The 26,232-nt window shown below is 35.4% G+C and carries 26 protein-coding genes; 6 read left to right on the forward strand and 20 right to left on the reverse strand.

Annotation, left to right across the window (positions count from 1 at the left end):
- Positions 1-133: 133 nt before the first annotated feature.
- A complete protein-coding gene (locus NSS74_RS18075; RefSeq protein ID WP_002140797.1) occupies positions 134-628 on the forward strand; it encodes a DUF6584 family protein in 495 nt (164 codons plus the stop codon).
- A gap of 135 nt (positions 629-763) precedes the next feature.
- On the opposite strand, the gene aceA is transcribed toward NSS74_RS18075, so the two are convergent.
- From aceA to NSS74_RS18135, 12 genes are all read right to left on the reverse strand, one after another.
- Positions 764-2,041: an isocitrate lyase gene (gene aceA / locus NSS74_RS18080; RefSeq protein ID WP_002140795.1), complete on the reverse strand. Its 1,278-nt coding sequence runs from the start codon at positions 2,039-2,041 to the stop codon at positions 764-766.
- Between the two features lie 25 nt (positions 2,042-2,066).
- Positions 2,067-3,656 (reverse strand): malate synthase A, encoded by a 1,590-nt coding sequence (gene aceB, locus NSS74_RS18085; protein ID WP_016101566.1) that lies wholly within the window; start codon positions 3,654-3,656, stop codon positions 2,067-2,069.
- Between the two features lie 188 nt (positions 3,657-3,844).
- Positions 3,845-4,504 carry an S-layer homology domain-containing protein gene (locus NSS74_RS18090; protein WP_002030312.1) on the reverse strand — a complete coding sequence of 220 codons (660 nt, stop codon included), beginning with the start codon at positions 4,502-4,504 and terminating at the stop codon, positions 3,845-3,847.
- A gap of 362 nt (positions 4,505-4,866) precedes the next feature.
- Positions 4,867-5,517 carry an S-layer homology domain-containing protein gene (locus NSS74_RS18095; RefSeq protein WP_002030314.1) on the reverse strand — a complete coding sequence of 217 codons (651 nt, stop codon included), beginning with the start codon at positions 5,515-5,517 and terminating at the stop codon, positions 4,867-4,869.
- A gap of 388 nt (positions 5,518-5,905) precedes the next feature.
- On the reverse strand, positions 5,906-6,070 hold the full coding sequence (locus NSS74_RS18100; RefSeq protein WP_080019752.1) for an S-layer homology domain-containing protein: 165 nt from the start codon (positions 6,068-6,070) through the stop codon (positions 5,906-5,908).
- 75 nt (positions 6,071-6,145) lie between these two features.
- The gene (locus NSS74_RS18105; RefSeq protein WP_033715099.1) at positions 6,146-6,823 is read right to left on the reverse strand and encodes an S-layer homology domain-containing protein; all 678 of its coding nucleotides are present in this window, start codon (positions 6,821-6,823) and stop codon (positions 6,146-6,148) included.
- 77 nt (positions 6,824-6,900) lie between these two features.
- Complete coding sequence (locus tag NSS74_RS18110) at positions 6,901-7,809, reverse strand: DMT family transporter (protein WP_002140789.1); 909 nt, start codon at positions 7,807-7,809, stop codon at positions 6,901-6,903.
- Between the two features lie 219 nt (positions 7,810-8,028).
- On the reverse strand, positions 8,029-9,756 hold the full coding sequence (locus NSS74_RS18115) for a methyl-accepting chemotaxis protein (RefSeq protein WP_002140788.1): 1,728 nt from the start codon (positions 9,754-9,756) through the stop codon (positions 8,029-8,031).
- 135 nt (positions 9,757-9,891) lie between these two features.
- The gene (locus NSS74_RS18120) at positions 9,892-11,160 is read right to left on the reverse strand and encodes a M48 family metallopeptidase (protein ID WP_002140785.1); all 1,269 of its coding nucleotides are present in this window, start codon (positions 11,158-11,160) and stop codon (positions 9,892-9,894) included.
- 222 nt (positions 11,161-11,382) lie between these two features.
- On the reverse strand, positions 11,383-11,682 hold the full coding sequence (locus NSS74_RS18125) for a hypothetical protein (RefSeq protein ID WP_001006056.1): 300 nt from the start codon (positions 11,680-11,682) through the stop codon (positions 11,383-11,385).
- Positions 11,683-11,765: 83 nt separating this feature from the next.
- On the reverse strand, positions 11,766-11,903 hold the full coding sequence (locus NSS74_RS18130) for a hypothetical protein (RefSeq protein WP_002140784.1): 138 nt from the start codon (positions 11,901-11,903) through the stop codon (positions 11,766-11,768).
- Positions 11,904-12,137: 234 nt separating this feature from the next.
- Positions 12,138-12,986 carry a CPBP family intramembrane glutamic endopeptidase gene (locus NSS74_RS18135; RefSeq protein WP_002140783.1) on the reverse strand — a complete coding sequence of 283 codons (849 nt, stop codon included), beginning with the start codon at positions 12,984-12,986 and terminating at the stop codon, positions 12,138-12,140.
- A gap of 139 nt (positions 12,987-13,125) precedes the next feature.
- On the opposite strand from NSS74_RS18135, the gene NSS74_RS18140 reads away from it, so the two are divergent.
- Both NSS74_RS18140 and NSS74_RS18145 read left to right on the forward strand, forming a co-directional pair.
- Positions 13,126-13,827, forward strand: coding sequence for a response regulator transcription factor (locus tag NSS74_RS18140; RefSeq protein WP_002140780.1), 702 nt, complete (start codon positions 13,126-13,128; stop codon positions 13,825-13,827).
- Positions 13,828-13,836: 9 nt separating this feature from the next.
- A complete protein-coding gene (locus NSS74_RS18145) occupies positions 13,837-15,579 on the forward strand; it encodes an ATP-binding response regulator (RefSeq protein WP_340814040.1) in 1,743 nt (580 codons plus the stop codon).
- A 153-nt stretch (positions 15,580-15,732) separates the two neighbouring features.
- Here the strand turns inward: NSS74_RS18145 and NSS74_RS18150 are convergent, their stop codons facing one another.
- Positions 15,733-16,635 carry an AraC family transcriptional regulator gene (locus NSS74_RS18150; protein WP_002030329.1) on the reverse strand — a complete coding sequence of 301 codons (903 nt, stop codon included), beginning with the start codon at positions 16,633-16,635 and terminating at the stop codon, positions 15,733-15,735.
- Positions 16,636-16,771: 136 nt separating this feature from the next.
- Between NSS74_RS18150 and NSS74_RS18155 the strand changes: the two genes are divergently transcribed.
- A complete protein-coding gene (locus NSS74_RS18155) occupies positions 16,772-17,257 on the forward strand; it encodes an RNA polymerase sigma factor (RefSeq protein ID WP_002125854.1) in 486 nt (161 codons plus the stop codon).
- A 5-nt stretch (positions 17,258-17,262) separates the two neighbouring features.
- Positions 17,263-18,384 carry an anti-sigma factor gene (locus NSS74_RS18160; protein WP_340814041.1) on the forward strand — a complete coding sequence of 374 codons (1,122 nt, stop codon included), beginning with the start codon at positions 17,263-17,265 and terminating at the stop codon, positions 18,382-18,384.
- A gap of 67 nt (positions 18,385-18,451) precedes the next feature.
- On the opposite strand, the gene NSS74_RS18165 is transcribed toward NSS74_RS18160, so the two are convergent.
- From NSS74_RS18165 to NSS74_RS18175, 3 genes are all read right to left on the reverse strand, one after another.
- Positions 18,452-19,063, reverse strand: a complete 612-nt coding sequence (locus NSS74_RS18165; protein WP_002140775.1) for a hypothetical protein — start codon at positions 19,061-19,063, stop codon at positions 18,452-18,454.
- Between the two features lie 485 nt (positions 19,064-19,548).
- Positions 19,549-20,526 (reverse strand): HD domain-containing protein, encoded by a 978-nt coding sequence (locus tag NSS74_RS18170; protein ID WP_002140774.1) that lies wholly within the window; start codon positions 20,524-20,526, stop codon positions 19,549-19,551.
- 241 nt (positions 20,527-20,767) lie between these two features.
- On the reverse strand, positions 20,768-21,874 hold the full coding sequence (locus tag NSS74_RS18175) for a metallophosphoesterase (RefSeq protein WP_002140773.1): 1,107 nt from the start codon (positions 21,872-21,874) through the stop codon (positions 20,768-20,770).
- A gap of 34 nt (positions 21,875-21,908) precedes the next feature.
- Here NSS74_RS18175 and NSS74_RS18180 point away from each other — a divergent pair, with 34 nt between their 5' ends.
- A complete protein-coding gene (locus tag NSS74_RS18180; RefSeq protein ID WP_080019751.1) occupies positions 21,909-22,100 on the forward strand; it encodes a TetR family transcriptional regulator in 192 nt (63 codons plus the stop codon).
- A gap of 70 nt (positions 22,101-22,170) precedes the next feature.
- Here the strand turns inward: NSS74_RS18180 and NSS74_RS18185 are convergent, their stop codons facing one another.
- From NSS74_RS18185 to NSS74_RS18200, 4 genes are read right to left on the reverse strand one after another with little or no spacing between them, the layout of a single operon-like run.
- Positions 22,171-23,244, reverse strand: a complete 1,074-nt coding sequence (locus NSS74_RS18185; protein WP_002125843.1) for a sulfate/molybdate ABC transporter ATP-binding protein — start codon at positions 23,242-23,244, stop codon at positions 22,171-22,173.
- Between the two features lie 12 nt (positions 23,245-23,256).
- On the reverse strand, positions 23,257-24,114 hold the full coding sequence (gene cysW / locus NSS74_RS18190; protein ID WP_002140772.1) for a sulfate ABC transporter permease subunit CysW: 858 nt from the start codon (positions 24,112-24,114) through the stop codon (positions 23,257-23,259).
- 11 nt (positions 24,115-24,125) lie between these two features.
- Positions 24,126-24,953, reverse strand: a complete 828-nt coding sequence (cysT, locus tag NSS74_RS18195) for a sulfate ABC transporter permease subunit CysT (protein WP_002011198.1) — start codon at positions 24,951-24,953, stop codon at positions 24,126-24,128.
- A 21-nt stretch (positions 24,954-24,974) separates the two neighbouring features.
- Positions 24,975-26,030 (reverse strand): sulfate ABC transporter substrate-binding protein, encoded by a 1,056-nt coding sequence (locus NSS74_RS18200; protein WP_002140770.1) that lies wholly within the window; start codon positions 26,028-26,030, stop codon positions 24,975-24,977.
- Positions 26,031-26,232: the final 202 nt, after the last annotated feature.

Below are 26,232 nucleotides of genomic sequence, written 5' to 3' on the forward strand. Positions count from 1 at the left end.
TTAATTTAATTATTCAACTGGTATTATCATAACACACTTAAAATAGAATGTACAATCTTTTTAAAAATAAAATTTCTAAATTTTAGTATTTCTTATAAAATATAACCACACCTATTCTAATAAGGAGGCGTATATGGCAGAAATAATCCCTGAAAAAACATTAAAGAGAATTGAAAAAGATATTGAAAATAACAACCTTGGAAAAGCAAGAGATAGATTACACGGATTAATCACTACTTATCCGAATGAATTAGTACTTAGGAAAAAACTCGGTGACATTTACTTTACATTACAATACCCAGAAATGGCTGGACGGTATTGGTATCTTGAAAAAGAGAAAACAGATGTTATGCACGCGGCATGTCTACAATTTGAAAAATCGATGGGAAACGACTCTTATCATATTGTACGTGCTTTAAAATTCAAAGGAGATTATAACATTATTACAGGACTACAAACCGAACGTCCCTTACAGCCATTGCAGAAAAAAGTGATAGAGGAACTAATTGATGATTATGAAGAAACATGGAAAGACAAACTATTTACATGGGGCTGTCTATCATTATTCGCATTCCTTCTTTTTACTGCTATCGTTGGTATATTCACTATATTGGATTGGATATTTTAAATAGAAGTGAACGTCCCACAATACGACGACAAATAAAATCACATCAACTTTCCGACAAAGTTTAACAATGTCAGCGACGTAATAATAAATAAGAAAAGTGCCCCAAAATTTTTTTTGGGGCACCTACTTATACCTTTATTTCGTAAACTGTTCTTCTTCTGTGGATCCTTTTAGAGCAGTCGTTGATGAAGTACCGCCTGTAATTACTTGTGCTACTTCATCAAAGTATCCTGTTCCTACTTCGCGTTGATGGCGCGTTGCAGAGTAACCGTATTTCTCTGCTGCGAACTCTGCTTGTTGTAATTCAGAGTACGCTGCCATGCCACGCTCTTTATAACCACGCGCTAATTCAAACATGCCGTAATTTAATGAATGGAATCCAGCAAGCGTTACGAACTGGAATTTATAACCGTACGATGCAATTTCTTTTTGGAAGCTTGCAATCGTTTTTTCATCTAATTTTTGTTTCCAGTTAAAAGAAGGGGAACAGTTGTAAGCAAGTAGCTTCCCTGGATATTTCTTATGAATTGCGTCCGCAAAGCGTTTTGCATCTTCTAAATTTGGCTCCGACGTTTCACACCAAACGAGATCTGCATACGGCGCATACGCTAAACCACGTGCAATTGCTTGATCAAGACCTGCTTTCGTATGATAAAACCCTTCTGGCGTTCTTTCACCTGTAATAAACTCTTGATCAACTGGATCGATATCGCTCGTAATTAAATCTGCCGCATCTGCATCTGTTCTTGCGACGATAATTGTTGGTACACCCATTACATCCGCAGCAAGACGTGCCGAAATTAAATTACGCACCGCTGTTTGCGTCGGTAATAATACTTTTCCGCCTAAATGCCCGCATTTTTTCTCTGAAGATAATTGGTCTTCAAAGTGCACGCCAGATGCACCCGCTTCAATCATCCCTTTCATTAATTCAAATACGTTTAACTGTCCACCAAACCCAGCTTCAGCATCCGCCACAATTGGGACGAAATAATCCGTATCACCGTTACCTTCCATATGCTGAATTTGATCAGCACGTTGAAGTGTTTGGTTAATTCGTTTTACAACAGCTGGCACACTGTTCGCTGGGTATAAGCTTTGGTCAGGATACATATGTCCAGAAAGGTTCGCATCTGCCGCTACTTGCCAACCGCTTAAATAAATTGCTTTTAATCCAGCCTTCACTTGTTGCATCGCTTGGTTTCCTGTTAATGCCCCAAGTGCATTAATATAATCTTCTGTATGAAGTGATTTCCAAAGCTTCTCTGCACCGCAGCGCGCTAACGTATGTTCAATATCAATCGATCCGCGCAGACGAATTACATCTTCAGCTGTATATGGACGTGTTATCCCTTTCCAGCGCGTATCTAATTCCCAGCTTTCCTGCAATTTATCAATTCTTTCGTTTTTCATATGTTCCATCCCCTTTTCTTGTTTCTTATAAAATTTCATAACCCGGTAATGTTAAAAACGGCATGAACTCGTTATTACGAACAAGGTTTGTAAACAGTTTTGTAGCTTCTTCAAATCTCCCCTTATTAAATGCTTCCTTACCAATCTCTCTTTCTATTTTTGCTAGTTCTTCTTCTTTCAATTCTTCCATTAATTTAAAAGTGATATTACGGCCATCACTTAGCTTTCCACCCTCATGACGAATCCACTGCCATACTTGTGCTCTTGATATTTCTGCTGTTGCTGCATCTTCCATTAAGTTATAAATTGGAGCTGCTCCCCGCCCGCTTAACCAAGATGCAATATATTGAATACCGACGTTAATATTCGTGCGAAGACCACCTTCTGTAATCGTTCCCATCGGTACTTCTAATAAATCCTTTTCTGTTACACGTATTCCTTCACGCTTTCTAAAAATTTGATTTGGCGTTTTCATTATGTGATTAAATACTTCCATTGCAACCGGTACAAGTCCCGGGTGGGCAACCCAAGTCCCATCATGACCGTCTAAAGCTTCGCGCTCCTTATCAGCACGCACTTTCTCGAAAGCTGCCTCATTTGCTTCTGGATCATTTTTAATTGGGATTTGCGCCGCCATCCCTCCGATTGCTGGCGCATTACGACGATGACACGTTTGAATAACTTTCAAAGAATACGCGCGCATAAACGGCGCTGTCATCGTGACTTGCGCTCTATCCGGAAGTAAAAATTCATTATGATTACGGAAGCTCTTTAAGAAACTAAATATATAATCCCATCGTCCGCAGTTTAAACCAGCAGAATGATCTCTTAGTTCATACAAAATTTCATCCATTTCAAATGAAGCGTGAATCGTTTCTATTAACACAGTCGCTTTAATCGTTCCGTTCGGAATACCGATATACTTTTGAGCGAATACGAAAACGTCATTCCATAATCTTGCCTCTAAGTAACTTTCCATTTTCGGTAAGTAAAAGTATGGGCCACTTCCTTTTGCTAAAAGCGTCTTCGCATTATGGAAAAAGTACAAACCAAAATCTACTAAACTGCCAGACATGTTCTTGCCGTCAACTTGCATATGTTTTTCTTCTAAATGCCACCCTCTCGGACGCACAATTAATACAGCTGTTTTACTATTTAAACGATATTCTTTTCCGTGTTCATTTTTATGTGAAATCGTTCCCTTATTCGCATCTCGTAAGTTAATTTGACCTTCGACAGCATTTCTCCAAGTTGGTGCATTCGAATCTTCAAAGTCTGCCATAAAAAGATGTGCTCCTGAATTTAAAGCGTTAATGACCATCTTTCTATCCACCGGCCCAGTAATCTCCACGCGGCGATCCTCTAAATCTTTCGGAAGCTGGGCAATTGTCCAATCCCCTTCACGTATATGCTTTGTTTCTTCTAAAAACGTAGGAAACTCCCCTGCATCAATTCTTTTTTGTTTCTCCACACGCTTTTTTAAAAGTTCCGTGCGGCGTTCATTGAAATTTTCATGCAGTTCCTTTAAAAAACTAAGCGCCTCAGGTGTCAATATTTCGTTGTACGCTGGTAACATTTCTCCGGCCAGTGTAACCCGTGAAGTTTGCGTCGACATATTAGCATCCCCTTCTTAAACTGTCTTATAACAGATTTGATTTTATGTTTTATATTATATAACAAATCTTCAGAAAAGGAAGTTTTTTTTGAAAATTTAATCACTTTTTTACAAAACTGTATTCTTCCACCGGCATTACACATAAAAAAGAAGCCAGTGTTATACAACACCGGCTCCTTTTTTATTATTTATTCAAACATTGAGTTAAATAAGAACTGTGCATATTGTTCACGTGTTACTTTCATGTTCGGAGCGAAGTTACCCTTTCCATCTCCTACTGAAATACCATTTGAACCTACTGCATTAATCGCATTTTCTGCCCAATGTCCCTTTGGTACATCTTTAAATCCTGCTGGTCCTTGTACCTGTAACCCAAATGCTCTCGTAAGAACTTGCGCCATTTCTGCACGTGTTAACGTAGCTTTTGGTCTGAAGTTTCCATTCTCGTCACCTGTAAAGATACCTAATTCTGTTACTGCTAAAACTTCAAAAGGAAACATCGTTGAGTTGTCATCAACAATATCATTATACGGGCTTTCTAATACCTCATCTTCACCAAATTGTTCATCAAGATCTAGTGCGCGATAAATTAAAGCGGCTACTTGTTCACGATTTACGTTATGTCCAAAACCGAACACACCATTTCCGTAACCAAGCATAATTTCATGTTCTGCTAAAGTTTGAATTGCTTCATAAGACCAATGTCCTGCTGGTACATCTTTAAATGTAACAGGAGCAGCTTGTTGTTTCACAGCTACTTCAGCATTTGCTGTAGTACCTTGTCCGCTTAATCCAATTCCACCCATAATTGTTAAAGCTGTTGCTACTTTTAAAATCTTTTTCTTCACTGTATTCTCTCCCTAAAAAAAACATATTTTTTCTAATATAAAGAATTTATGGAAAAGTAACAATACACTTATCCATATAATGTTTGTCTAATTTGTGAACTGTATTTCACATACTTATCTTTATACTTAATTAACAATAAAGTTACTAAACCGTACTTTTTCCTCATAAAAAGTAACTATAATTAACCTGTTTTTTCCATAAATACTAACCACCGAACTATGAACAGCAGAATAAATATACAGATAAACAATTTAAAATAAGAAAAAAGCGCGTAATTTCCGCGCTTTTTTTTAAAGAAATATGATATATTAATATAATTTTATTTTTCTTGTACTATATTTTTAAAAACTTCCGTTTCATGTTATTCATCTTTCAAATTAAAATTAATAATAGCTTTATTTAAAAATGTTGCATATTGCTCACGTGTTACAACTTTATTTGGTTCAAACTTTCCATTCCCTGTTCCTACTATGACATTATTAGCTTGCAGAGCACTAATTGCATTTTTTGCCCAGTAATTATTTGGTACATCTTTAAATGTATGCTGTTGCTTCGCTTCAAAGGAATATGTCTGTGTAAGAACTTGCGCTACCTCTGCACGTGTTATTGTTTCTCTAGGTCTAAAGTTCCCCTTCTCATCACCTTTAAAAATACCGCGCTCTGTTAATGCTAAAATTTCATTTGGAAACATTGTTGATCTTTCAGAAATATCCTTATAAGGATTTTTTAATGGGCCTTCATGTTTTATATTAAGTGCGCGATACAGTATTGTCGCCACTTGTTCACGGGTTACATTATCACCTACACCAAACTTTCCATTTCCATAACCTAGCATAACTTTATGATACGCCACTTCTATAATATATTCATATGCCCAATGGTCTACTGGAACATCATCAAATACAATCATTTCTGGATATTCTTCTGCTTTTATATTAGGAACATTTGCGCTTACCAATACTCCACCCATAATAGTCGCTGCCGCCATTATACGGAACATTTTTTTCTTCATTGTCCTCTCTCCTTCATTTCCACTTTATTAAAAGTGGAACATAATAGACTAAATTCTTTTCCCATATTACATATGCTGCATTTGCAAACCGTATGTAATATATTGCATTTTTAACATCTATTATTTTGAAGATTACTAGGTGAGCCAATTCGCTCTCAATTCCAATTGGTATTCTGAATCGCATGCAAATCATTTGAAGAAATATTCTTATCTTTGCGCTCTAGTTTCTCTGTTTGATTTTCAAAAAGGATAAACAAAAGCTTTTGCAAAGATGTTATATATACAATATTCTACTATCTACTAATCAAGTCCTTCACTTATAAAAATTTCACTTTATAGACAAAAAAAGCGCAAATATCATATTTGCGCTTTTTTCGAGCTTCATAGATTAATCATTTGCGTAGAATCTATGAAGTGCATTATTTAAGAACTTCGCATACTGTTCAAGGGTTACAAGTTTTTCTGGTTCAAATAAACCATTACCCGTTCCAACTATAGCTTTATTAGACTGTAAGGCGCTAATCAAATCTTTAGCCCAATGATTTTCTGATATGTCATTTCACTTTTCATACAAAAGGTACAAATATGATCTATTTGCACTTTTACTACATAATAATGTAGCTCTTATTTATTCCATTTTCCCTGGCGAATTATCGATTGCCTTTTTTAAGGATTTCGCAAATTGTCCGCGTGTTACAAGCATTTCAGGTTCAAATTTCCCAGCGCCTGTTCCTGCTACAACGTTATTAGATTGCAGCGCACTAATCGCATCTCTTGCCCAATAATCCTCTGATACGTCTGTAAATGTATGATGTCGTTTTGCTTTCAGATTATATGCTTTTACCAAAATTTGCGCTAGTTCCGCACGAGTTAACGTATCTTTTGGACGGAAGTTCTGATTTTCGTCTCCTTTAAAAATACCGATCTTTGTTAAGTGTAAAATTTCATAAGGAAACATTGTTGATTTCCCGTCAATATCTCCATATGGATTTTCAATATGTACATTTCGTTTCAAATCTAGTGCGCGATACAGTACTGCTGCTGCTTGTTCACGGGTTACATTATCTTCTACACCAAATTTCCCATTTCCGTAGCCATACATAATCCGGTAATATACTAAATTCATAATTTCATTATAAGCCCAATGATCATTTGCTAAATCATCAAATTTCAGCATAATATCAGGTGGAGGTGGAGATTGTTGAATTCCATCTGTATTTGCTGAAACAATATTACCGCTAACAAATATCCCCCCTATTAAAGTTAATGATGTCGCTATCTTGAATAACTTTTTCATCTCTCTCATCCGCATCTTCCTTTATTTTCCTACTTTCATATTGTACAAAAAATAAGAAAATTCTCAATACGATAGGAGGTAATTTTTCACACTTCATAATACGTATTTTCTTTTACCACTACTTTTTCATCCCTCGTTTTTCGAAAAGTAAACGCCATTCCTACAAATATAAGAATAATCCCTACAATTTGCATACTAGTCGGTCTAAAACCGGTAAAGATCGTATCTAACAAAATTGCAACAGCAGGATCTAAAAACACTAATACAGAAATAAGTCTCGTCGGTAAATCTCTTAAACTGTCAAAAAATAAGTAATATACAAACCCAGTATGTATAAGTCCTGTCGCAGTAATCATCATCCAGTTCATCTCTGTTAATCCTTGAAAATGTCCGAAATCTACGAATGGTAGCAATAAAAATATGCCTAAAAACGTTTGTAAAAATGTCATCGCATATGCACTCGTATGCTGAATCCCCTTTCCTAGTAACGTGGTAAAAGCATAAAATAAAGCCGCAAGAAGTGCCCATACCATTCCAGATGACATTAATTTCTCAAGCGACATACTACCGTCCACTCCAGCTACTAACACTGTGCCGATAAAACAAATAACAATGGACATAACAGCAAATACTGTTAGCCTCTCTTTAAATACGATACTACCGATCATTAATACGATAATTGGAGCGAGATGATACACTGAAATCGCAATTGTAATCGACATGAGTTCAAACGCTTTAAATAAAAACACCCAGTTAAAAACGAGAAATACGCCACACGCTAATATTTGCACAATTTCTTTTTTATTCCATTTCTCATTTTTATATTGTCCTGTTGCAAACCAACATAGCGTTAAAAATAAAGTCGCACAAATACAACGAATAAATACTAATTCAAAAGATGGTAAACCCGTTTGGACAGAAAAAAATCCAATCGATCCGAAAATAGACATCGAAAGGATCATTTTTATAGCCGGCATTGATTTTGAATGAAACAATTTTCTCCTCCCCCTACAATCATCTCTTTATAAACTAAAAATTCTAAAAACATTACATATCATTATATATCACAATTGAAAAACTGTAAAAAAATAGAATGTAAAAAGTAGAATTCACACCAAATCTTCATAATAAAAAAATCATCCTTTATTTCTTATAAAGGATGATTTTTTTGCTATTTATTCAGAGGAATTTCACTATATATAAACTTAAATATACTATTTTTGAAGAGTAAATTGTGAAACAATCTGCTTTAATCCTCCTGCTACGCTATGCAGATGCTCAATTGAAACTGAGATTTCTTGAACTGATTTTTCTTGCTGTTGAATAGACTCTTTTACCCTATCAGTTCGATCAGATGACCTTTGAGAAATTTGCGCCATGTCTTCTGTAGAAGCAGAAATCTCCTCACTACTCGCTGCAATTTCATCTGTAGACATAGATACCGTTTGAATTTGCTCAGATACTTGCTGCACTTTTTCTGTAATTGTTCCAAATACTTTTTCTGTATGCATTACTACTTGAGTACCTGCCTGCACCTCATTATCTACTTTCCCCATCATATGTACCGTATGGTTCGTTGTTCCCATAACTTGAGTAATAAGCTTCTCAATTTGTTTTGCAGAATCACTAGATTGTTCTGCTAATTTTCGCACTTCATCTGCCACAATTGCAAATCCTCTACCACTTTCTCCAGCACGTGCAGCCTCAATTGCGGCGTTTAATGCTAATAAGTTAATCTGAGAGGTAATACCTTGCATAACATCAATGATTTTAACAATTTCTTCTGATTGTTCTTTCATAGTCTCTACTTGTTTCACACCGCTATGTACTGAATTTTGGATTGTATCCATCTGTTGAATCATTTGTTTCATTAATTTGTTACCACTCTCTGCATCTAATGCTGATTGAGCAGACAATTCATTTACAGAGGATGATGTATTCACTATGCTCTGCATTCCTTGTGTCAACTCTTCCATCGCACCCGCAGTTTGTTCCATTGCTTGCATTTGGCTCTCTGCGCCATTGGCAACTTCTTCAATATCCATAGTGATTTTCTTTGCTGCACCGCTAGATACTTCTGATGCAGATACTACTCCGTCTGCATGTTGGAATAAAAGCTGAATATTATTCTCTACTTCTTGCATATTTGTTCTTAGCCCTACAATCATCTCGTTAAAATCACTTACTAATATACCTAATTCATCTTTAGCATTATAATCACCATGTACAGTTAAATCTCCCTCTTTTGCTCTTTCCATCATACGACTAACCGTTTGTAAAGGAGCAACTATAAGTTTGCTAATAATATAACTTACTATACATATAATGATTGTAGTAATTACTGCAAGAATGATAAAGGTAATAACGGACCGATCTATCATTTTTTGAGAATCTTTAAATACTTGGTCAGCTAAATTTGAAACATACTCTTCTAAATCTACAGCATAACCAGCTAACTCTACTCCCTTCGGTTTTAAGTCCTTTTGAAATTCGTTTACCATTTGAGATTCATTTGTTCCCTTTGCTTTGTCAAACAACTTCTTATATGTCTCCATATAACTTGGCAAAGATTTCTTCATCTTCTGAAACAGCTCATCCTCTTGCTTACTTAAATTAACGCCATCATCATATTCTTTTAATAAAGAATCATATTTTTTAAGATCCTTTTCAACATTACCAATAATCCCTTCTTTATTTGTCCCCTCATTTTGTGACGTTGTAATTAATTCTAGTAAGTTATATTCTAGTGAATTTTGTGTACGAAGCATTCCTTCTAATAAAACTGCAGAATTTTGATAATCATCTACTACAACCTCTGTATCGTGCTTAATCTTATTAATAGAATTAATTGCTACACAACTCATAATTGCCATGCCCAAAACTGCTAATGAGATAAGTAAGAATAATTTATGTTTCACTTTTAAATTTTGTAAAAAATACATATTTCCACCTTTATTCCTTTATATATAGATTTTTAGAATTTTATAGCTTATTATTTACAAAATCACAATAAAAAGCAATGATAAATATTCCCAATACCAAACTTATATTTCTATAAACAAGAAGTAGCATAATCGCTACTTCTTGTTTTTTTGTTTTTCATATTGTTCAAACGTATGAATTCTTTCGAAAATCGGTGGATGTGTATATAAGAAAAACTTCACTAATGCAGGCGGATTCACTTGGTTTAAGCTCGTCTTTGATAAATATTGAAAAGTTTTCACACCTGATTTTCCATCTTTCGTCATATCTAAAGCGTATTGATCTGCCGCTCGTTCCTCTATACGAGAAACGTAGTTTGTTGCTGGTTGTGCTGCAAAAGATAATAAAGAGGAAATTAAGAAAAATAAAGGTAAAATTGAGAAACATGCTAATTTTGGAATTTGCAGTGTATCTCCCCATTTTCGAATACACATATTTATAATACGACTAATTAAATACATACCTATAAACGATAGCAACACATAGCTCGCAACGCCCCAATATATATGTTTCATAACATAATGCCCTATTTCATGGGCCATAATAAATAAAATCTCTTTATCTTTTAATTGCTTAAGTGTTGTATCCCACATTACAATACGGGCGTTAGGGCCAATTCCCGTTACGTACGCATTTAACGAATTCGTTTTTTCCGACATATTTACTTCATATACGTGTTTAGCTGGAATATCAGCTTTATCTGCGATCGCTAAAATTTTCGTTTCTAATTCCTTATTTTTCAGCGTTGAAAAATCATTATAAAGTGGATCAATTACAACAGGTTGCACAAACGTTAAGAAAATCGTAAACGGAACAGAGAGCGCCCATCCTGCTAGCCACCATCTCTTCGGGAATTTACGGATGAGCCATAACAAAACCGTAACAATGAGTAACATAGTCGCATAGTTCACCCAAAAATCGATGACATGATCTTTTATCCAGCTTTGTGTACTTTGCGTAGATATTCCGTAATCAACGGACACTTTACGCCCGATCCATTGCATCGGTAATGCAAGAACTGTTGTTAGTAGTGATAAATAAAAGAAATAAATCGCAACTTGTAAGACATTTATTTTGGTCGTTTCCTTCGACCATTTCTCAAACTTTTTTGAAATACCGAGCACGAGTACAAATAATAAAATAATCCATTCAAGAGGCGTCGCTAAAAAGAACAGTAAATTTTTCACACGCGAATAATCTTGACTTAGCGTAAGCTCCCTCGCATTCATAAAAGTTTCTGGATCTGCACTCGTTCCTTTATACATGTCCGGAATGAGTTCATGATTCCATCCAAATAAATACCAATATATAAGTAACGCAAACCCAACGTACAAAAAAAGCGACCACCCAATAACTTTCCTCACGCTATTCCCTCCTCTATGCTGCCTGTCTATTATTATTGTAAGTTCGTACTTTCAAAATTAGAACAAGCTAATCGTGATAATTGCTCTAGCTCGTTCAATTTACATAAAAAAACTCTTCTATTACAAGAAGAGTTTCACCGGCTCATAATCTGGTATAAGAAATGTACTTACAAACCAGTGCCTTTTACATATCGTATATATTCATAGTCCTTAAAATCCTTCTTAAGGAAGTACATCTATTAACAAACTAAAATCTTGCAAAGAAAAAGAACTATATTTCATAATACCTTGTACAGTTAAAAGTAAAATAAGACCCATCACACACATATAATTAATACTTTCTTCATGCTTTTTCTCAGCAACTACTCCGCCCGTTATGCATAAAATCCCTAATAAATGGAGCGCTAAATACATAAAAAAGTAAGCTTCCTCCCAGCGAAGAACAACATTTACTGTCGTAATCAATACTAAACTCAGTACAATCAAATAAAAAAACTTATTTGACGATATTGTTTCATTCATATAATTTTATACATCCCTTTCAAATTTCGAATTAATAATGATTTAGTTTTCATAAAGTGAAACTTTAATCAGTGGGGTTTTGTTCATCCCCACTGATTATTAGTTGAACCAATCGGGCGTTTACGGACAGTTAATCTCCCACCTAACTTCTTTGCTCCAGTCGAATTTTGAGGTGGGAGTTTTACTACCCGCAAATAGCGGGATAAAATCAAAGTCCCCATCACTTTCTCCAACATTTTATGGGTCCTAACATAATTCGCTTCATTTCTACATATTGTCTGAAGATGCGCTTCATCATTTCTTCTATAATAAAGCTGACTATTATTAATGTCCCTAACACGATAAAAAGAAAAATAATATTTCCTGTATCATTATTGATGGAAAAGTACTTATATCTAATAGAAGTACAATAATCTATCATTTCCTTCAATATTTTCTCAAACGTCTTCTCTACCTTATTTATCTCCTATTATACTTGAAAAGTTCTTCTCCCTCTCCGCATATATAACAGGCACTTCTTTACTCCAATATTTGCGATTCACAAATAAAAAGATGAGCACTAAGTTTAATCCTGTCATAAAAATAATTAATCCTGGAAAGAATGTCGTATAGTTCGAAAAATCGGCAAAACTCATTATCTTTTCTCTACTTACTAAAAAAGAAGAACTAAGCACAAGCGCATTGTTTAACATATGAATAGCAATTGGCATGAGTAAGCTTTTCGTACGAATATATACAATTGATAGTACGATGCTAAACACAACTGCACCAAGGAAATCAACATGTAAGCAAGCAAATAAAAGTGCTACAACGACCATTGCTATACTAGTACCCCATTTTGCCGCAAAACGCTGCAGTAAAAACCCTCGAAAAACAAACTCTCCGACAATAGGCGCGATAAATACAACCCTAATAAATTGAAATACATATCCCCCGGTACTATCTATAATCGGTTCATGCAAGGCATTCATAATAAAATCTGGTGTAATCCATGCAAAGCTGTACATATATAAAATAAGATAGCCGTAACTAAACATACAAAGTATAATCGCGATGTACAAAACTTGCACTAGGTTAAATGTTTCGTTTCTATTAATAAATAATGAAAATGAAACACGATGCTTTCTATATCCGTAAAAAAGCCATATTATTGGAAGGATATAAAATATAAGCATATTTATAAAAGATGAATTCTGTATATGAAATGTATTTTCTAGCACTTCATTACTACTTCGTGCTATTAAAATTAGTAATGCAAATACAATTAAAAAATATCTAGCTCGCATCGTTTGAAACGGATTCACATTCATCTCCTCCCCATGTTACTTTTATCATATCATTTGAATCTTAATTTTTTGTGAAAGAAAACCTTAAAATTCCCTTAAAAATTCCATAAGTTACAAAAAGATGATATGATATTCGAGGAAATTAGGAGGGATTCATATGTATCACGCAAATATTCTACTCATTGATGATGAAACAGCAATTTTACAATTACTAACTACCATTCTTGAAAAAGAAGGTTTTTCTCATATTACAACTGCAACATCTGCGGAAATAGCCTTATCTCTCACCGAGCAAAACAATTACGATTTAATTATTTTAGATGTAATGCTTCCTGGACAATCCGGTTTTGACATTTGTCCAATCCTTCGCCAAAAAACGGATTGCCCTATCTTCTTCCTAACAGCAAAAACATCTGATGTAGATAAAGTTTCCGGATTTTCATACGGTGCGGATGATTACATTACGAAACCATTTAATCCACTAGAAGTAGTCGCTCGTATGAAAGCTCAACTCCGAAGACATATGAAACAAAACATACAAGAACAAAGAATATACTCCTTTTCTTTTGGGAGATTTGAAATTGATCAACATTCTGCGGAACTAACAGTAGATGGAAACGTTGTCGAATGTTCCGCTCAACTCTTTCAACTACTACTATTCTTTTGTGAGAATCCGAACTACGTATTTTCGAAGGAAGAATTATATGAAAAAGTTTGGGGAGCACCTGCCTATAATGGAGATGATAATACTGTTATGGTTCACATTCGAAAACTACGTGAAAAAATTGAACAAGATCCAAGTAAACCAGAATACATAAAAACAGTTCGTGGACTTGGCTATAAGTTCATTACAAAGTAGGTTAAAGATATGAATTTTAATAAACGACTTATAATCCAGTTTATTTTACAACACGTTTTTGTCTTAGTTACGTTACTTATCGCAGTAATTGCTTCTTTTTCTTATTTAATTTTTCTTCTTAATAGTACTTTATATGAACCTAATATTTCTGATTATGATACCTTTACAATCTCCGAATATATTTCTTCTGAAGACAATAACATTACTTTAAAATCTGAGGTAAAAGATTTAATAATAGAAAAGAGTGATTGGCTTCAAATTGTAGATGAAGATGGAAAGGTCCTTTACAACTTTAATACGCCTAACGATGTTCCTACCTCTTACACAAAGACATCCTTACTTACGTATTTACAGAATAGCAGCAATAATATTTATAAATTTAACTATTGGGAAATTAAATTAGAAAAGAAACCAGTGATCGTTATTTACGGTGCCAAACTAAAAAGTAATGCATTACTAAAAATGATACAACAAGGACACCCTTCTTTATCATTAAATGAATTTGCATTAACTGAACAAGAAAAACAATTACTTTCTAAAGAAAAAGCAACACTGCAAATATTTAATAACAATGGCGAAGAAGTTTTTTCCTATCCAACTGGGAAGAAAAAAACATTTTCGGCTATAAAAACGGCTCTTAATGAAAAAGAACCGTGGAATTATAAAGAAAATACATCTAGTTTTTACGATTCAAATAGCGGTCATCTCGTCGTTGTATCCGCCCCAAACGCTCATTATTATCCAGATGATGAATTAGATGATATATTTACCAAGAAACTTCTAATCGGATGCAGCTTAATCCTCCTTATTGTGTTTGCTTATTTAGTCATTCTTTCAATTTGGTATGGAAATAAGTTTGGAAAGCCTTTATTACACACGATGCGCTGGCTTAAAAACATAGCCGGAGGAAAATATGAAGAACCTGTTAGTAAAAAAGGCAAACCTGTTCGGTTTCGGCGCTCTGGTAAAGAAAAATGGTCATTCCGCATATTTAAAGATGTTACAAACTCACTAGAGCACCTTTCTATTACTTTGAAAAAGAACGATGCAATGAGAAAAGTACTGCAACAAACACGTGAAGAGTGGATTACCGGCCTGACGCATGATCTAAAAACACCGCTTAGCTCTATATACGGCTATGCATTATTACTAGAATCGAAGCAATATAATTGGACGGATCAAGACATTCAACAATTTGGCCATGTAATGAAAGAAAAATCTCAATATATGACTACATTAATTGACGACTTAAGCTTAACATATCAATTAAAAAATGATACTCTTCCTGCGCAACACGTAAATGTTGAAATTAATCAGTTCGTCCGAAAAGTACTATTACAATTTATTAATAACCCGACACTACAAAATCAAAACATTGAATTCGTGCCAAGTTCAAGCAAAATCCAATATTTTATTGAAGAAAAATGGTTCCAACGTATTATCGAAAACCTACTCGCAAACGCTGTAAAACATAATAATGAAACGACAAACGTAATCGTAAAACTTTCGCAAAATGCAAATTCATTTACACTATCTATTTCAGATAATGGAAAAGGTATGGATGATAAAACGAAAGAACTTCTATTCGAGCGATATTACAGAGGAACGAATACAGAAGAAAGCAACATCGGAACTGGACTTGGTCTCGCCATTACAAAACAGCTCGTTCATGCCCATAACGGAACGATTTTCATTGATAGTGAAGTTGGAAAAGGAACGACGATTATACTTGTGTTTCCATTTAGTTCGTAGGAAAAGGTGCTTTTATAAAGCACCTTTCTCTTTTCGGAGCAGCGCGCTAGTAAATGAAATTATATCGACTTAACTATAAAATACAACAATAGTAGCAACCTATTAATAAAAGAAGACCGTCCAAAAATACCTTTTGAACGGTCTTTCTTTCTATTATTTCTTCTTCACCGGTATCCAAAGTTCAATTTGAGCGAACTCACTTTTGTCTGCATGGGAACGTTCATCGTATAGCTCAAACTCATTAACGCCGCAATGTTCGTATCCTGAATGCGGGAACCATTCTGAGAATACTGCATTCCACGTTTGGTGAATAGACGATACCATTTCTTCATGAGGAACTTTCGGCGTTGTAAATACTGCATATGTCGCCGCTGGGAATGTACGCTTTGCAACTGCATTTGGTACATTTTCAAAGTCTGTAACTTCCATTCCGATAATATAAGTGAAGTCCCCTGTTTCTAAATTAAAATCAGTACATAATCCAAGTTCTACCCATTGGCTCGTATCTTTACGATTCGGAATCGTCGTTCCAAGATCTTTTTGTAAATATTCTTGCCAAAATGCTGGAATGTCTTGATGGTTTTTTCCTTCTTTACTTGTAGTCTTCAGCTCATAACCCGCCATTAAAAATTCTGGTTTATTTACAATACGATATTCCATTTGTATGCCCCCTAAATATGGATTTAATTTTCTTTGTTTTACATTCACTCTATAATACATTGGTGTTTCGATTTCTTGTTTTCGATATTCACTTGGTGTCATTTGAAATAATTTTTTAAAGGCTCTCGTGAACGTTTCGTGAGATTGAAAGCCATGCTCAAATGCGATATCAATAACTTTTTCATCCGTGTGAGAAAGTTGATAAGCTGCCCGGGCTAACCTCCTCTTTCGAACATACTCCATTACTGTATCGCCTACTAACGCCTGGAATACACGATGAAAATGCGACTCAGAAAAACCTGCAACACGTGCTAAATTACGCAGCGTTTGTTTTTCCATTACATCTTCCTCAATATAATCAATTGACCTTTGAATTTGTGTTTCATAGCTTTCCATCTCTGTTCACCCGCCTTATATGTATTATGATAAAAGAGAATCCTATCCAATTCTTGACGTTTTTTACTATAATTCCATAAAAATTGTAACTTTTTTATATGTATTTCGTTGTTATGTATGAAGGGAGGGAAATGTAGTGAAACGCAAACAATCATTAGAAGAAATTTACTCCGAGCATATGCAAGATTTATTTCGCTATCTTCTCTCCCTAACCGGAGATTCTCATAGTGCTGAAGATCTCATGCAAGAAACATTTTACCGAATGCTCGTCCATATTGACTATTATAAAGGAGAAGAAATTAGGCCGTGGTTATTTACAATCGCCTACAACGCCTTTATCGATTGGTACCGAAAAGAAAAGAAGTATAAAACAACGCAAATTGAAGAATTCCATTTACCAAACGTGCCAAGTACAGAACACTCTTATTTCGTAAAACATGAGATTGCTAGTTGGTTACAAAGTATATCCTCTCTTCCGCTCGAAAGACGAAATGTGTTACTACTACGAGATTACTACGGATTCTCTTATAAGGAAATAGCAGAAATGACTGGTCTCTCGTTAGCAAAAGTAAAAATTGAATTACACCGAGGACGAAAAGAAACGAAAAGCATAAAGGAGTGATACAGATGGGTTGTGCAGAGTTTAAAAAACTGTGGACGAAATACGAAAAAGGAACGCTCACACATGACGAACAAGAACAGTTAGAAAGTCATATAGAAACTTGTGCAGAATGTGAAGCTCATTTAGATGAATTGCTTGCGAAGAGTGAACCCGTAAAGAAAAAATTACCGCCAAAAGATCTTAAAGTTCCTTTTTGGAGAATTAAGTGGAAACATCGGTTACAAACGTTTGGTTTTATATTATCCATTTGCATCGTTATATATATAATCGGTGGGGTATTATCAGCCTTTTATTTTCAAGCTAATAATGATAAAAGGCTAGAAGAAATTAGAGAAGTTCCTTCGCTTGCACTTGAAGCAACTATCCCAAATAGCCGTGTTATGGGGGGCGGAACAAGTGTAGAAGCTTTTTTCCGTACGAACAGCAGCTTCGATTTAGTAAGAACCGTCGGTAAAAAAGAAATGCCACTCGGTACAGTAGAAACAAAAAGCTTCTTATCATCTGTAGATGTCACGAAACAAACTTGGATGAATCCGTTCTATCAACCAAAACTCTTCTTTGTTCATCCCAAAACAAAGCAGGGTGATTATTTAAAGGATTCCTCAAAAAAAGTATGGGATACACTTGCAAAAGTACATGATGGAACCGTTGCAGAAGTAGCAATTTCTTTTGATAAAACTTACACTTTAAAAGAATTAGAACCGCTTTTATATAGCATATTCGAAGCACAAGAACTCCCTCCAACTCCTGTATGGTACGCTTTAGATACAGGACAAGAAAGAAAAAATGTAGATGACTATATCTTACATGGCGGAGAAGCTATAGGATTTCCAGAACATTTAAGATTTCTAGATAGTAACGCAGACAAGTACAAAACGCCAGAAGATCAAGTAATCGAAATGATGCGCGTCCTTTCTATCCATAAAAAAACGGTAAGTAAAATAGCAGCACTTCCTGAGAAAGAACTAAACTTAGATAAACGTTATAAATATGTAAAAGATAACGGCGTAAAAGTATACGGCATTGTCATTACTGGGCCGTCGAAAGAATTATTAAAATTACAAAACTCTCCGCACGTACGTTATGCGACTCTTGGAGATATTGAGGTTTGGAATTGGTTTGATTAGTGAAAATGAAAAGGTTGTGTAGAAAATAGCAGCTATTTTCTACACAACCTTTTTAATAATTTAAAACCTATATTTCACTAACAGAATCTGTGAATAAAGCGTGGAATACGTTAACTTCCCCCATACGTAAACATTCCGTTTCTATATCAGGAATTGCAGTTCTAGCAACCTCTCGTTCTACTCTTACAAATCCTTTTGTATTCATTAGTTTATCAAATTCACAAATGGTATCTATTTCTACATCGATTGTTTCAAAAGTCCATTCCCTTACATCTTCATCATATGTTGTTTTTAATACGTAGTAATAATAATATTTATCAAGTAAGCTAACAAAAACCCCTAAATCAAGGCGCTCGCCTCTTGATTTTCGTATCCAATCAATATCATCATTTAACATCGGTTCTTTTCCATTTAGTAACACATTATATTCTAGACAATTATATAGGTTTAAATCTGTATAGTCTGACACGTGATAATCACAAAATGTTGACTCGATTAAAGACAAAATTTCCTTTTGAGAGCTTTCGTTTTTTATAAAACTCTCTTTCAAGTCTACAAACTTTTTATGCTCTTTGGACTCCTCGTACAATCCTTCTTCTTTCACAATATTTTTCGGAAAGAATTTGTAAACTGTTTCTTTTAATTCATTCATCATTTCAGGTTTTGCCGTTTTAACCATTCTGTAAATCCTCCTATGCTAAAAAGAATTCTCACCGCAATAAAGAATCACACCCTAAATATGTTATTAATTAACAAATAAATTATATTAAAATAAGCAATATGATTCAATTCTGTTTTTTAAAAATTTTTCTGTTATAATGGCTGATTCCGAACATTACGTTTATCATAATATGAAAATTACAACAAAAAACGACAAAAACCTTTAAATTACCTTAAAAAAATATAACAATCCATATATAAAGAACGAAAGATTCTAAAGCGATTATTGAAAAATATATTATTTTTGTCACATTAAAAATTAGTACTTTTTTCACAAATTATTTTTGATGGAAAACTTTATAAAATTTATTTTTTACTATAAAAGGTATTTCTCTGGTAAAATATTATAGTCTCGTAAAAATGTAACACATTTCCATACGAACAACCCTTTAAAGCGAAAAGGTGTCATCATAATTGATGACACCTTTTCCTATTACAAATAAACTAATTAGAAATCACTTTCACATACATCCCTCTTATCGCCTTTTCATAAGCGATATCGCTCATCTGTCTTATTTTTTCCGATACAACAGACGATTGAACAACTTCACCTTCACGAAGTAATGGAGGGTCAATAAGACGCACTTTATTTTTCTGATGTAGATCATACTCATTTCTATCTTCTTTTACTTCTATACTTGGATGAACTTTTCTTAATAAAGCATCTACTTCTTGATCTTTACATAGCCACAATTTCGTAATAAGCTCATGATCTTCAAGAAGAAAATCATCTGGATGGATTATCTTTTTATGAAGAGCTAATTTTAACGTTTTGGCTAACATATCGTTTCCATAAATATTCATTGGTTTCATAAAGAAATCAATTACTTCTTTGTAATACGCCTTCGTAAACCATTCTGCAATTTCAATATTTTGAAGAACCATTTTCCCATCTACTTCGATTAAATCCTCTAAAAAACTATGAACTTCTTCTAAAGAAATATATCCATATGTATACATATCTCTCAATGTGTAATCCACTCGGTCTGCACATAATTCTGGCGCAGATTTTTCAAGTAATGTCCACTTCGAATCATCTAACAAAATATCTTCATAGTTATAACCATGTTTTGAAAGAATCGCCGGGATTTCCGAGTTTTTCACGACAGAACTAAATATTTCTTCATGATAACTTTCATTTTCGTTATCAAAAACGTAATCGATCACATGGGAAAAAGCAGTATGCGATACGTCATGCAGTAAGCCAGCAATCTGTTCTTCTACTGAACCACCAAGCTTTTTAATTAACAACATAGCACCAACTGAATGATCAAAACGCGTTACATTCCATTTCTCATTCATTAAGTAACTTGCTCCGGCCTGATGGACCCCTTTCAGCCTTTGCACAGGTTTACTTAAAATTAATTCTTCTAACACTTTATCTACTTTAAACTCACCGTATATGACATCTAATATGATCACTTAAAATCCCCCTTTTCAAGCAGAGTCTTCTTATAGTATCTCTTTTTCCAAGGAGAGTAAATACAGACATTCCGCCTTATATATCTATAATTAAAAATATATTGATTTTAAGTTTATTTATATATATATATTATAAATGTCTGTTATTTGTTTTAATTCATTTATTTTTATTGAGCGCTCCTTATATGGAGCTTTTTTTATTTTAAAAAATAGAGAGCACTCAGCTCTCTATTTCACAATCCTATTCAAATGTAACTTCAACCTGCACAATCTCAGATCTACTTCCCAGTCTAAGCGGTGGTCCCCAGAATCCAAATCCAGAAGAAACAATTGCGTGGAATGCACCTTTTTGTGCGTATCCCCAGTCTAGTTCGTACATTCTTCTCGTCACAATATGGTTCGGCGCCATTTGTCCGCGATGCGTGTGACCGGATAATAATAAATCAACGCCGGCGTCCGCTGCTTGTTTTAATTCAAATGGTTGGTGATCCATTGCGATAACAGGAAGCGATTTATCTACCGTACTCATTAGATTTTCAAAACTTTGACGATCTCGCTCTGTTTTATCCCTTCTTCCAACGAGATAAAAATCATCTTCAATTGTAATGACTTCATCTAAAAGAATACGAATATCAATCTTATCCATCTCTTGTAAAAACTCAGGAACAGCTCGGCCGTAATATTCATGGTTTCCTAACACACCATATACGCCTAATGGAGCTTTCATCTGTTTCATGATTGGTCCCATATTTTTCTGAATGAACACACCTGGATGATCGTCGATAATATCACCAGGCAGTAAAATAATATCGGGCTCCATTTCATTTACATGACGAACGAGTCTCTTTAAATGAGCAACTCCAGACAGTTTACCGAAATGCATATCAGAGGCCATCGCAATGCGTAAACTTTTACGCCCTTCTACTTTTTTCGGTATATGTACATCATACTTTCTTACAACCGGGCTATACGCATTAAATACCCCGTATGCGAAGATAAAGAAAAATACGAGTAAAGTGACTGCCCCTGTCCAAATAATTGCCGTCTCTTTCTCCACTGAAAACTGTAATAATAAGACGGCAATATCGGCTAACGGCAATAACATAAGCGCGTATTGTATAACCGCAAACCAAATTGAACCGACCGTTCGCAGGAAAGGAAGGAATTTAAACACTTGTACGAGAATATACGCATATGAAATGAAGCCAACTACGAAAGCGTAATATCCCCAATATTCCCAGCCGAACACCGCATGAAGCCAAACCCATCCGTTCCAGCCGATGTAAAACATGAGTAGTGTGTATACAATTAAAATAGTGAATATATTGAAATAACGAAATTTTTTCACTGCTAACCTCCTTATTGATTTCTTCTATTATATCTTGTTATGCACGTTTAACGTAAATATTAAGCACATCAATCTTCACAATAAAAACATTGATAAGCACATCGTTTTAAAATTTTTAGGAACTGCTGTAATAGGTATTTTAGAATCTTACATATTAGACGAAATTGATAATGATGTTGAATATGTTGCGACGCAGGTTGGGGAATTGATGAGGCGGAATATATAAAAATCAGACATTCACGTAAACAAAGAAAAGCCGCACCTATAAATACTCATATAGGTGTGGCTTTTCACTATTAAATCACAAAATCCTCTGGAATAAACACCTTCACTTCTCTCGGATGTACGTATACAAACTCACCTGTTTGAATGCCTAGCTGTCTAAACTGTTCTTTACTAATTTCTGCTTCTAGATACTCATCTGTTCCGTCGCGCTTCAATTCTACATATACGACAGGGCCAACTGCATGTGAGTATGTTACTTTCGCCGGGATGGCATCTATACTTTGTTTCGTACGATCGATTGATAAGTGATGTGGTCTTACGTATCCCACTCCGTCTACGTTTGAAACGTGCTTATGCTCTGGTGCTTCTAGTTCCACCGATCCTACATTTAGTTTACCTTTATGAACGCGGCCGTGAAATAAATTCACGTTTCCTAAAAAGTCATATACGAACGGACTTGCCGGTTTTTCATATACTTCTTCCGGCGTTCCCATTTGTTCAATGCGTCCTTCATTCATTACAACGATGCGGTCCGCAACGTCTAACGCTTCTTCTTGGTCATGCGTTACGAATACGCTCGTAATTTGAAATTCGTCATGTAGTTTCCGGAGCCATCTTCGCAATTCTTTCCGTACTTTTGCATCAAGTGCACCGAACGGTTCATCTAACAATAAAATTTTCGGTTCGACTGCAAGCGCCCGGGCTAGTGCGATACGTTGGCGTTGTCCGCCAGATAATTGCGCTGGATAACGTTTTGCGAAACCATCCATTTTTACTAGTTTCAATAGTTCTGTTACTTTTTCTTTTATTACTTCAGCTGAAGGTCGTAAGTTTTTCTTTCTTACTTTTAAACCGAAAGCGACATTTTCAAATACATTCATATGTTTAAAAAGTGCATAGTGCTGGAAGACGAAACCGACTTGCCTGTTTTTCACGTGAATATCAGTTAAATCTTCTCCATCAAATGAAATGGAGCCTCCATCCGCTTCTTCTAGTCCTGCAATAATTCGTAATAACGTCGTTTTCCCAGAACCTGATGGGCCTAATAAAGCGACCAGTTCACCTTTTGGAATATCCAAATGAATGTCTGTCAGCGCTTGAAATGTACCATATTGTTTTGATACATTTTGAATTTGAATACTCACCGCACTCACCCCTTATTGTCGTTTTTCCATTCTCCATTCAATCCAGTTTTTTATAACGAGCGTAAAAACTGCGATGAGTGACATTAAAGTCGCCACAGCGAACGCTGCTGAAAATTGATATTCATTGTACAAAATTTCAATATGAAGCGGCATTGTATTTGTCATGCCGCGCACGTGACCAGACACAACGGAAACTGCTCCGAATTCACCAATGGCCCGGGCGTTACATAAAATCATTCCGTATAATAGACCCCATTTTATATTTGGCAATGTGACGCGCCAAAACATTTTCCATCCGCTTGCGCCAAGTGATAGAGCCGCTTCTTCTTCACTCTTTCCTTGCGCCTGCATAACCGGGATTAATTCACGCGCAACGAACGGAAACGTAACAAATATCGTCGCAATGATAATGCCAGGAACAGAGAAGATGAGCTTTATCCCGTGTTCCATTAACCATCCGCCAAGATTCGCACGAGGTGTGAAAAGTAAAACGAATACTAATCCTGCGATAACTGGTGATACAGCAAACGGCAGTTCAATAAGAGATAATAATACTTGCTTTCCTTTAAACTGAAACTTCGTAATAAGCCAAGCAGCTGCTATTCCGAATACTGTATTCAGCGGCACAACAATTAAAGCAACGAGAAGCGTTAACCTGATTGCCAAAAATGCTTCTTGATCTGTTACAGCGGCAATATATACATCAATTCCTCGTTCGAATGCTTTCATAAAAATTGTCACGAGCGGCAGTAATAGAAAGAGAGATAAAAATAAAATTGTTATCGTAATGAATAAAATTGGTACAAACTTAGAGTCTTTTTTAACTGATACGCTTTTTACTATTTTCTTTTCTAATAATGTTGGTTCCATTTTCTCCCCTCCTATTCGCTTTTCAATTCATGCCTTCTGCTCCAAGTTTGAATCATATTAATAAATAGTAGGAAAAGGAGAGAAATAATAAGCATCACAGCCGCTACAGCTGTTGCGCCTGCATAATCATATTGTTCGAGTTTTGTCATAATCATAAGCGGTGCGATTTCTGTTTTCATCGGCATATTACCTGCAATGAACACGACAGATCCATATTCCCCTAACGCCCGAGCAAAGGCGAGTGAAAAACCAGCAAGTAGAGCAGGGAATATTTCTGGCAAAATGATTTTTACAAATATTTGAAAGCGTGACGCCCCTAAACTAGAAGCTGCTTCTTCTACTTCTTTATCAATACTTTGCAGCACTGGTTGCACCATTCGCACGACAAATGGTAAGCCAATAAACGTAAGCGCCACAATAATGCCGAGCTGGGTAAAAGCTACTTTTATATGAAACACACTAAATATTTTTCCAATAAATCCATTTTCCGCATAAAGCGTCGTAAGTGTAATACCAGCTACAGCAGTCGGAAGAGCGAATGGTAAATCGATTAGTCCGTCTAATAACCGCTTCCCTGGAAATGTGTAGCGAACGAGTACCCAGGCAATTAATAAACCGAAAATGGCATTTACGATTGCCGCTGCAAGTGAAGTTGTGAAACTTACTTGATAGGAATGCAACACGCGCTCACTCGTTATAACCCCAGCAAACTTCTTCCAGCCTAGCTGCGAAGTTTGAATAAATACAATAGAAAGTGGTATAAGTACGAATAAACTCATATATAGCATTGTAAATCCAAGAGATAATCCAAACCCTGGTAAGACGCGCTTCTTCCTCATATAACGTCACCTCATCCCCCCTTATTTTTTATACATTTGATCGAATACGCCGCCATCATTAAAATGCTTTTCTTGTGCTTTTTTCCAGCCTCCAAATAGTTCATCAACTGTAAATAATTGAACTTTCGGAAATTGTGATGCATACTTCTCTGCTACTTTTTCATTACGAGGGCGATAAAAGTTTTTCGCCGCAATTTCTTGCCCCTTTTCTGAATACAAATATTCAAGATATCCTTCTGCTACTTTTTTCGTTCCTTTTTTATCAACGACTTTGTCTACAACTGCTACTGGCGGCTCGGCAAGTATACTAATCGAAGGTGTTACAATTTCGAATTTATCTTTTCCAAGTTCTTTTTGCGATAATAACGCTTCATTTTCCCAAGCGATTAACACATCACCAATTCCTTTTTCAACGAAAGTCGTCGTTGCCCCGCGTGCTCCTGAATCTAGTACTTCCACGTTTTTATAAATTTGACCGACAAATTCTTTCGCCTTATCTTCACTATTGTTATGTTTCTTCAGTGCATATCCCCACGCCCCTAAATAGTTCCACCGTGCTCCCCCAGATGTTTTCGGGTTTGGTGTAATGACAGACACACCTTTTTTCGTTAAATCATCCCAATCTTTAATTCCTTTCGGGTTTCCTTTTCTAACAAGAAATACAATCGTTGATGTATACGGAGTAGAATTATCCGCAAGTCGCTTCTGCCAATCTTCTGCTAGTTGTTTCTTCTTACTAATCGCGTCAATATCATAAGCGAGCGCTAGTGTTACAACATCTGCTTCTAAGCCGTCAATAACGGAGCGTGCCTGACTTCCAGATCCCCCGTGTGATTGCTTTACATTTACTGTTTGACCATGCTTCTCTTTCCAATACTTCGCAAAGTCTTTATTGAAATCTTGATATAACTCACGCGTTGGATCATATGAAACATTTAAAAGTTCGACTGTCTTCTTATCTGCACTTCCTTCAGAATTGTTAGTGGATGTTGCCGAACCACACCCTGACAAAAGGACAAATGCTGATAATAAAACACCTGTACTTTTCATTAATGCTGTCTTACTCCACTGTTTCATATATAAAGCCCCCTTAGTTTGTACAATAGAAAAAGGCACACAATCTATTCACAAAAGTGAACGTTGTGCGCCTTCAGTTTCTCTGATGAGCTTCTATTGTATTCTGTTTGATTTCTTTCCATTTTAATTCCGTAATTCACATGTGTCAACTTGGAATTCGGAATTATTATATAAGAAACTTCATACAAGCTAAAAATCAGCG

The sequence above is a fragment of the Bacillus sp. FSL E2-8868 genome (genome assembly GCF_038005505.1).
Classification (GTDB): Bacteria; Bacillota; Bacilli; order Bacillales; family Bacillaceae_G; genus Bacillus_A; species Bacillus_A mycoides.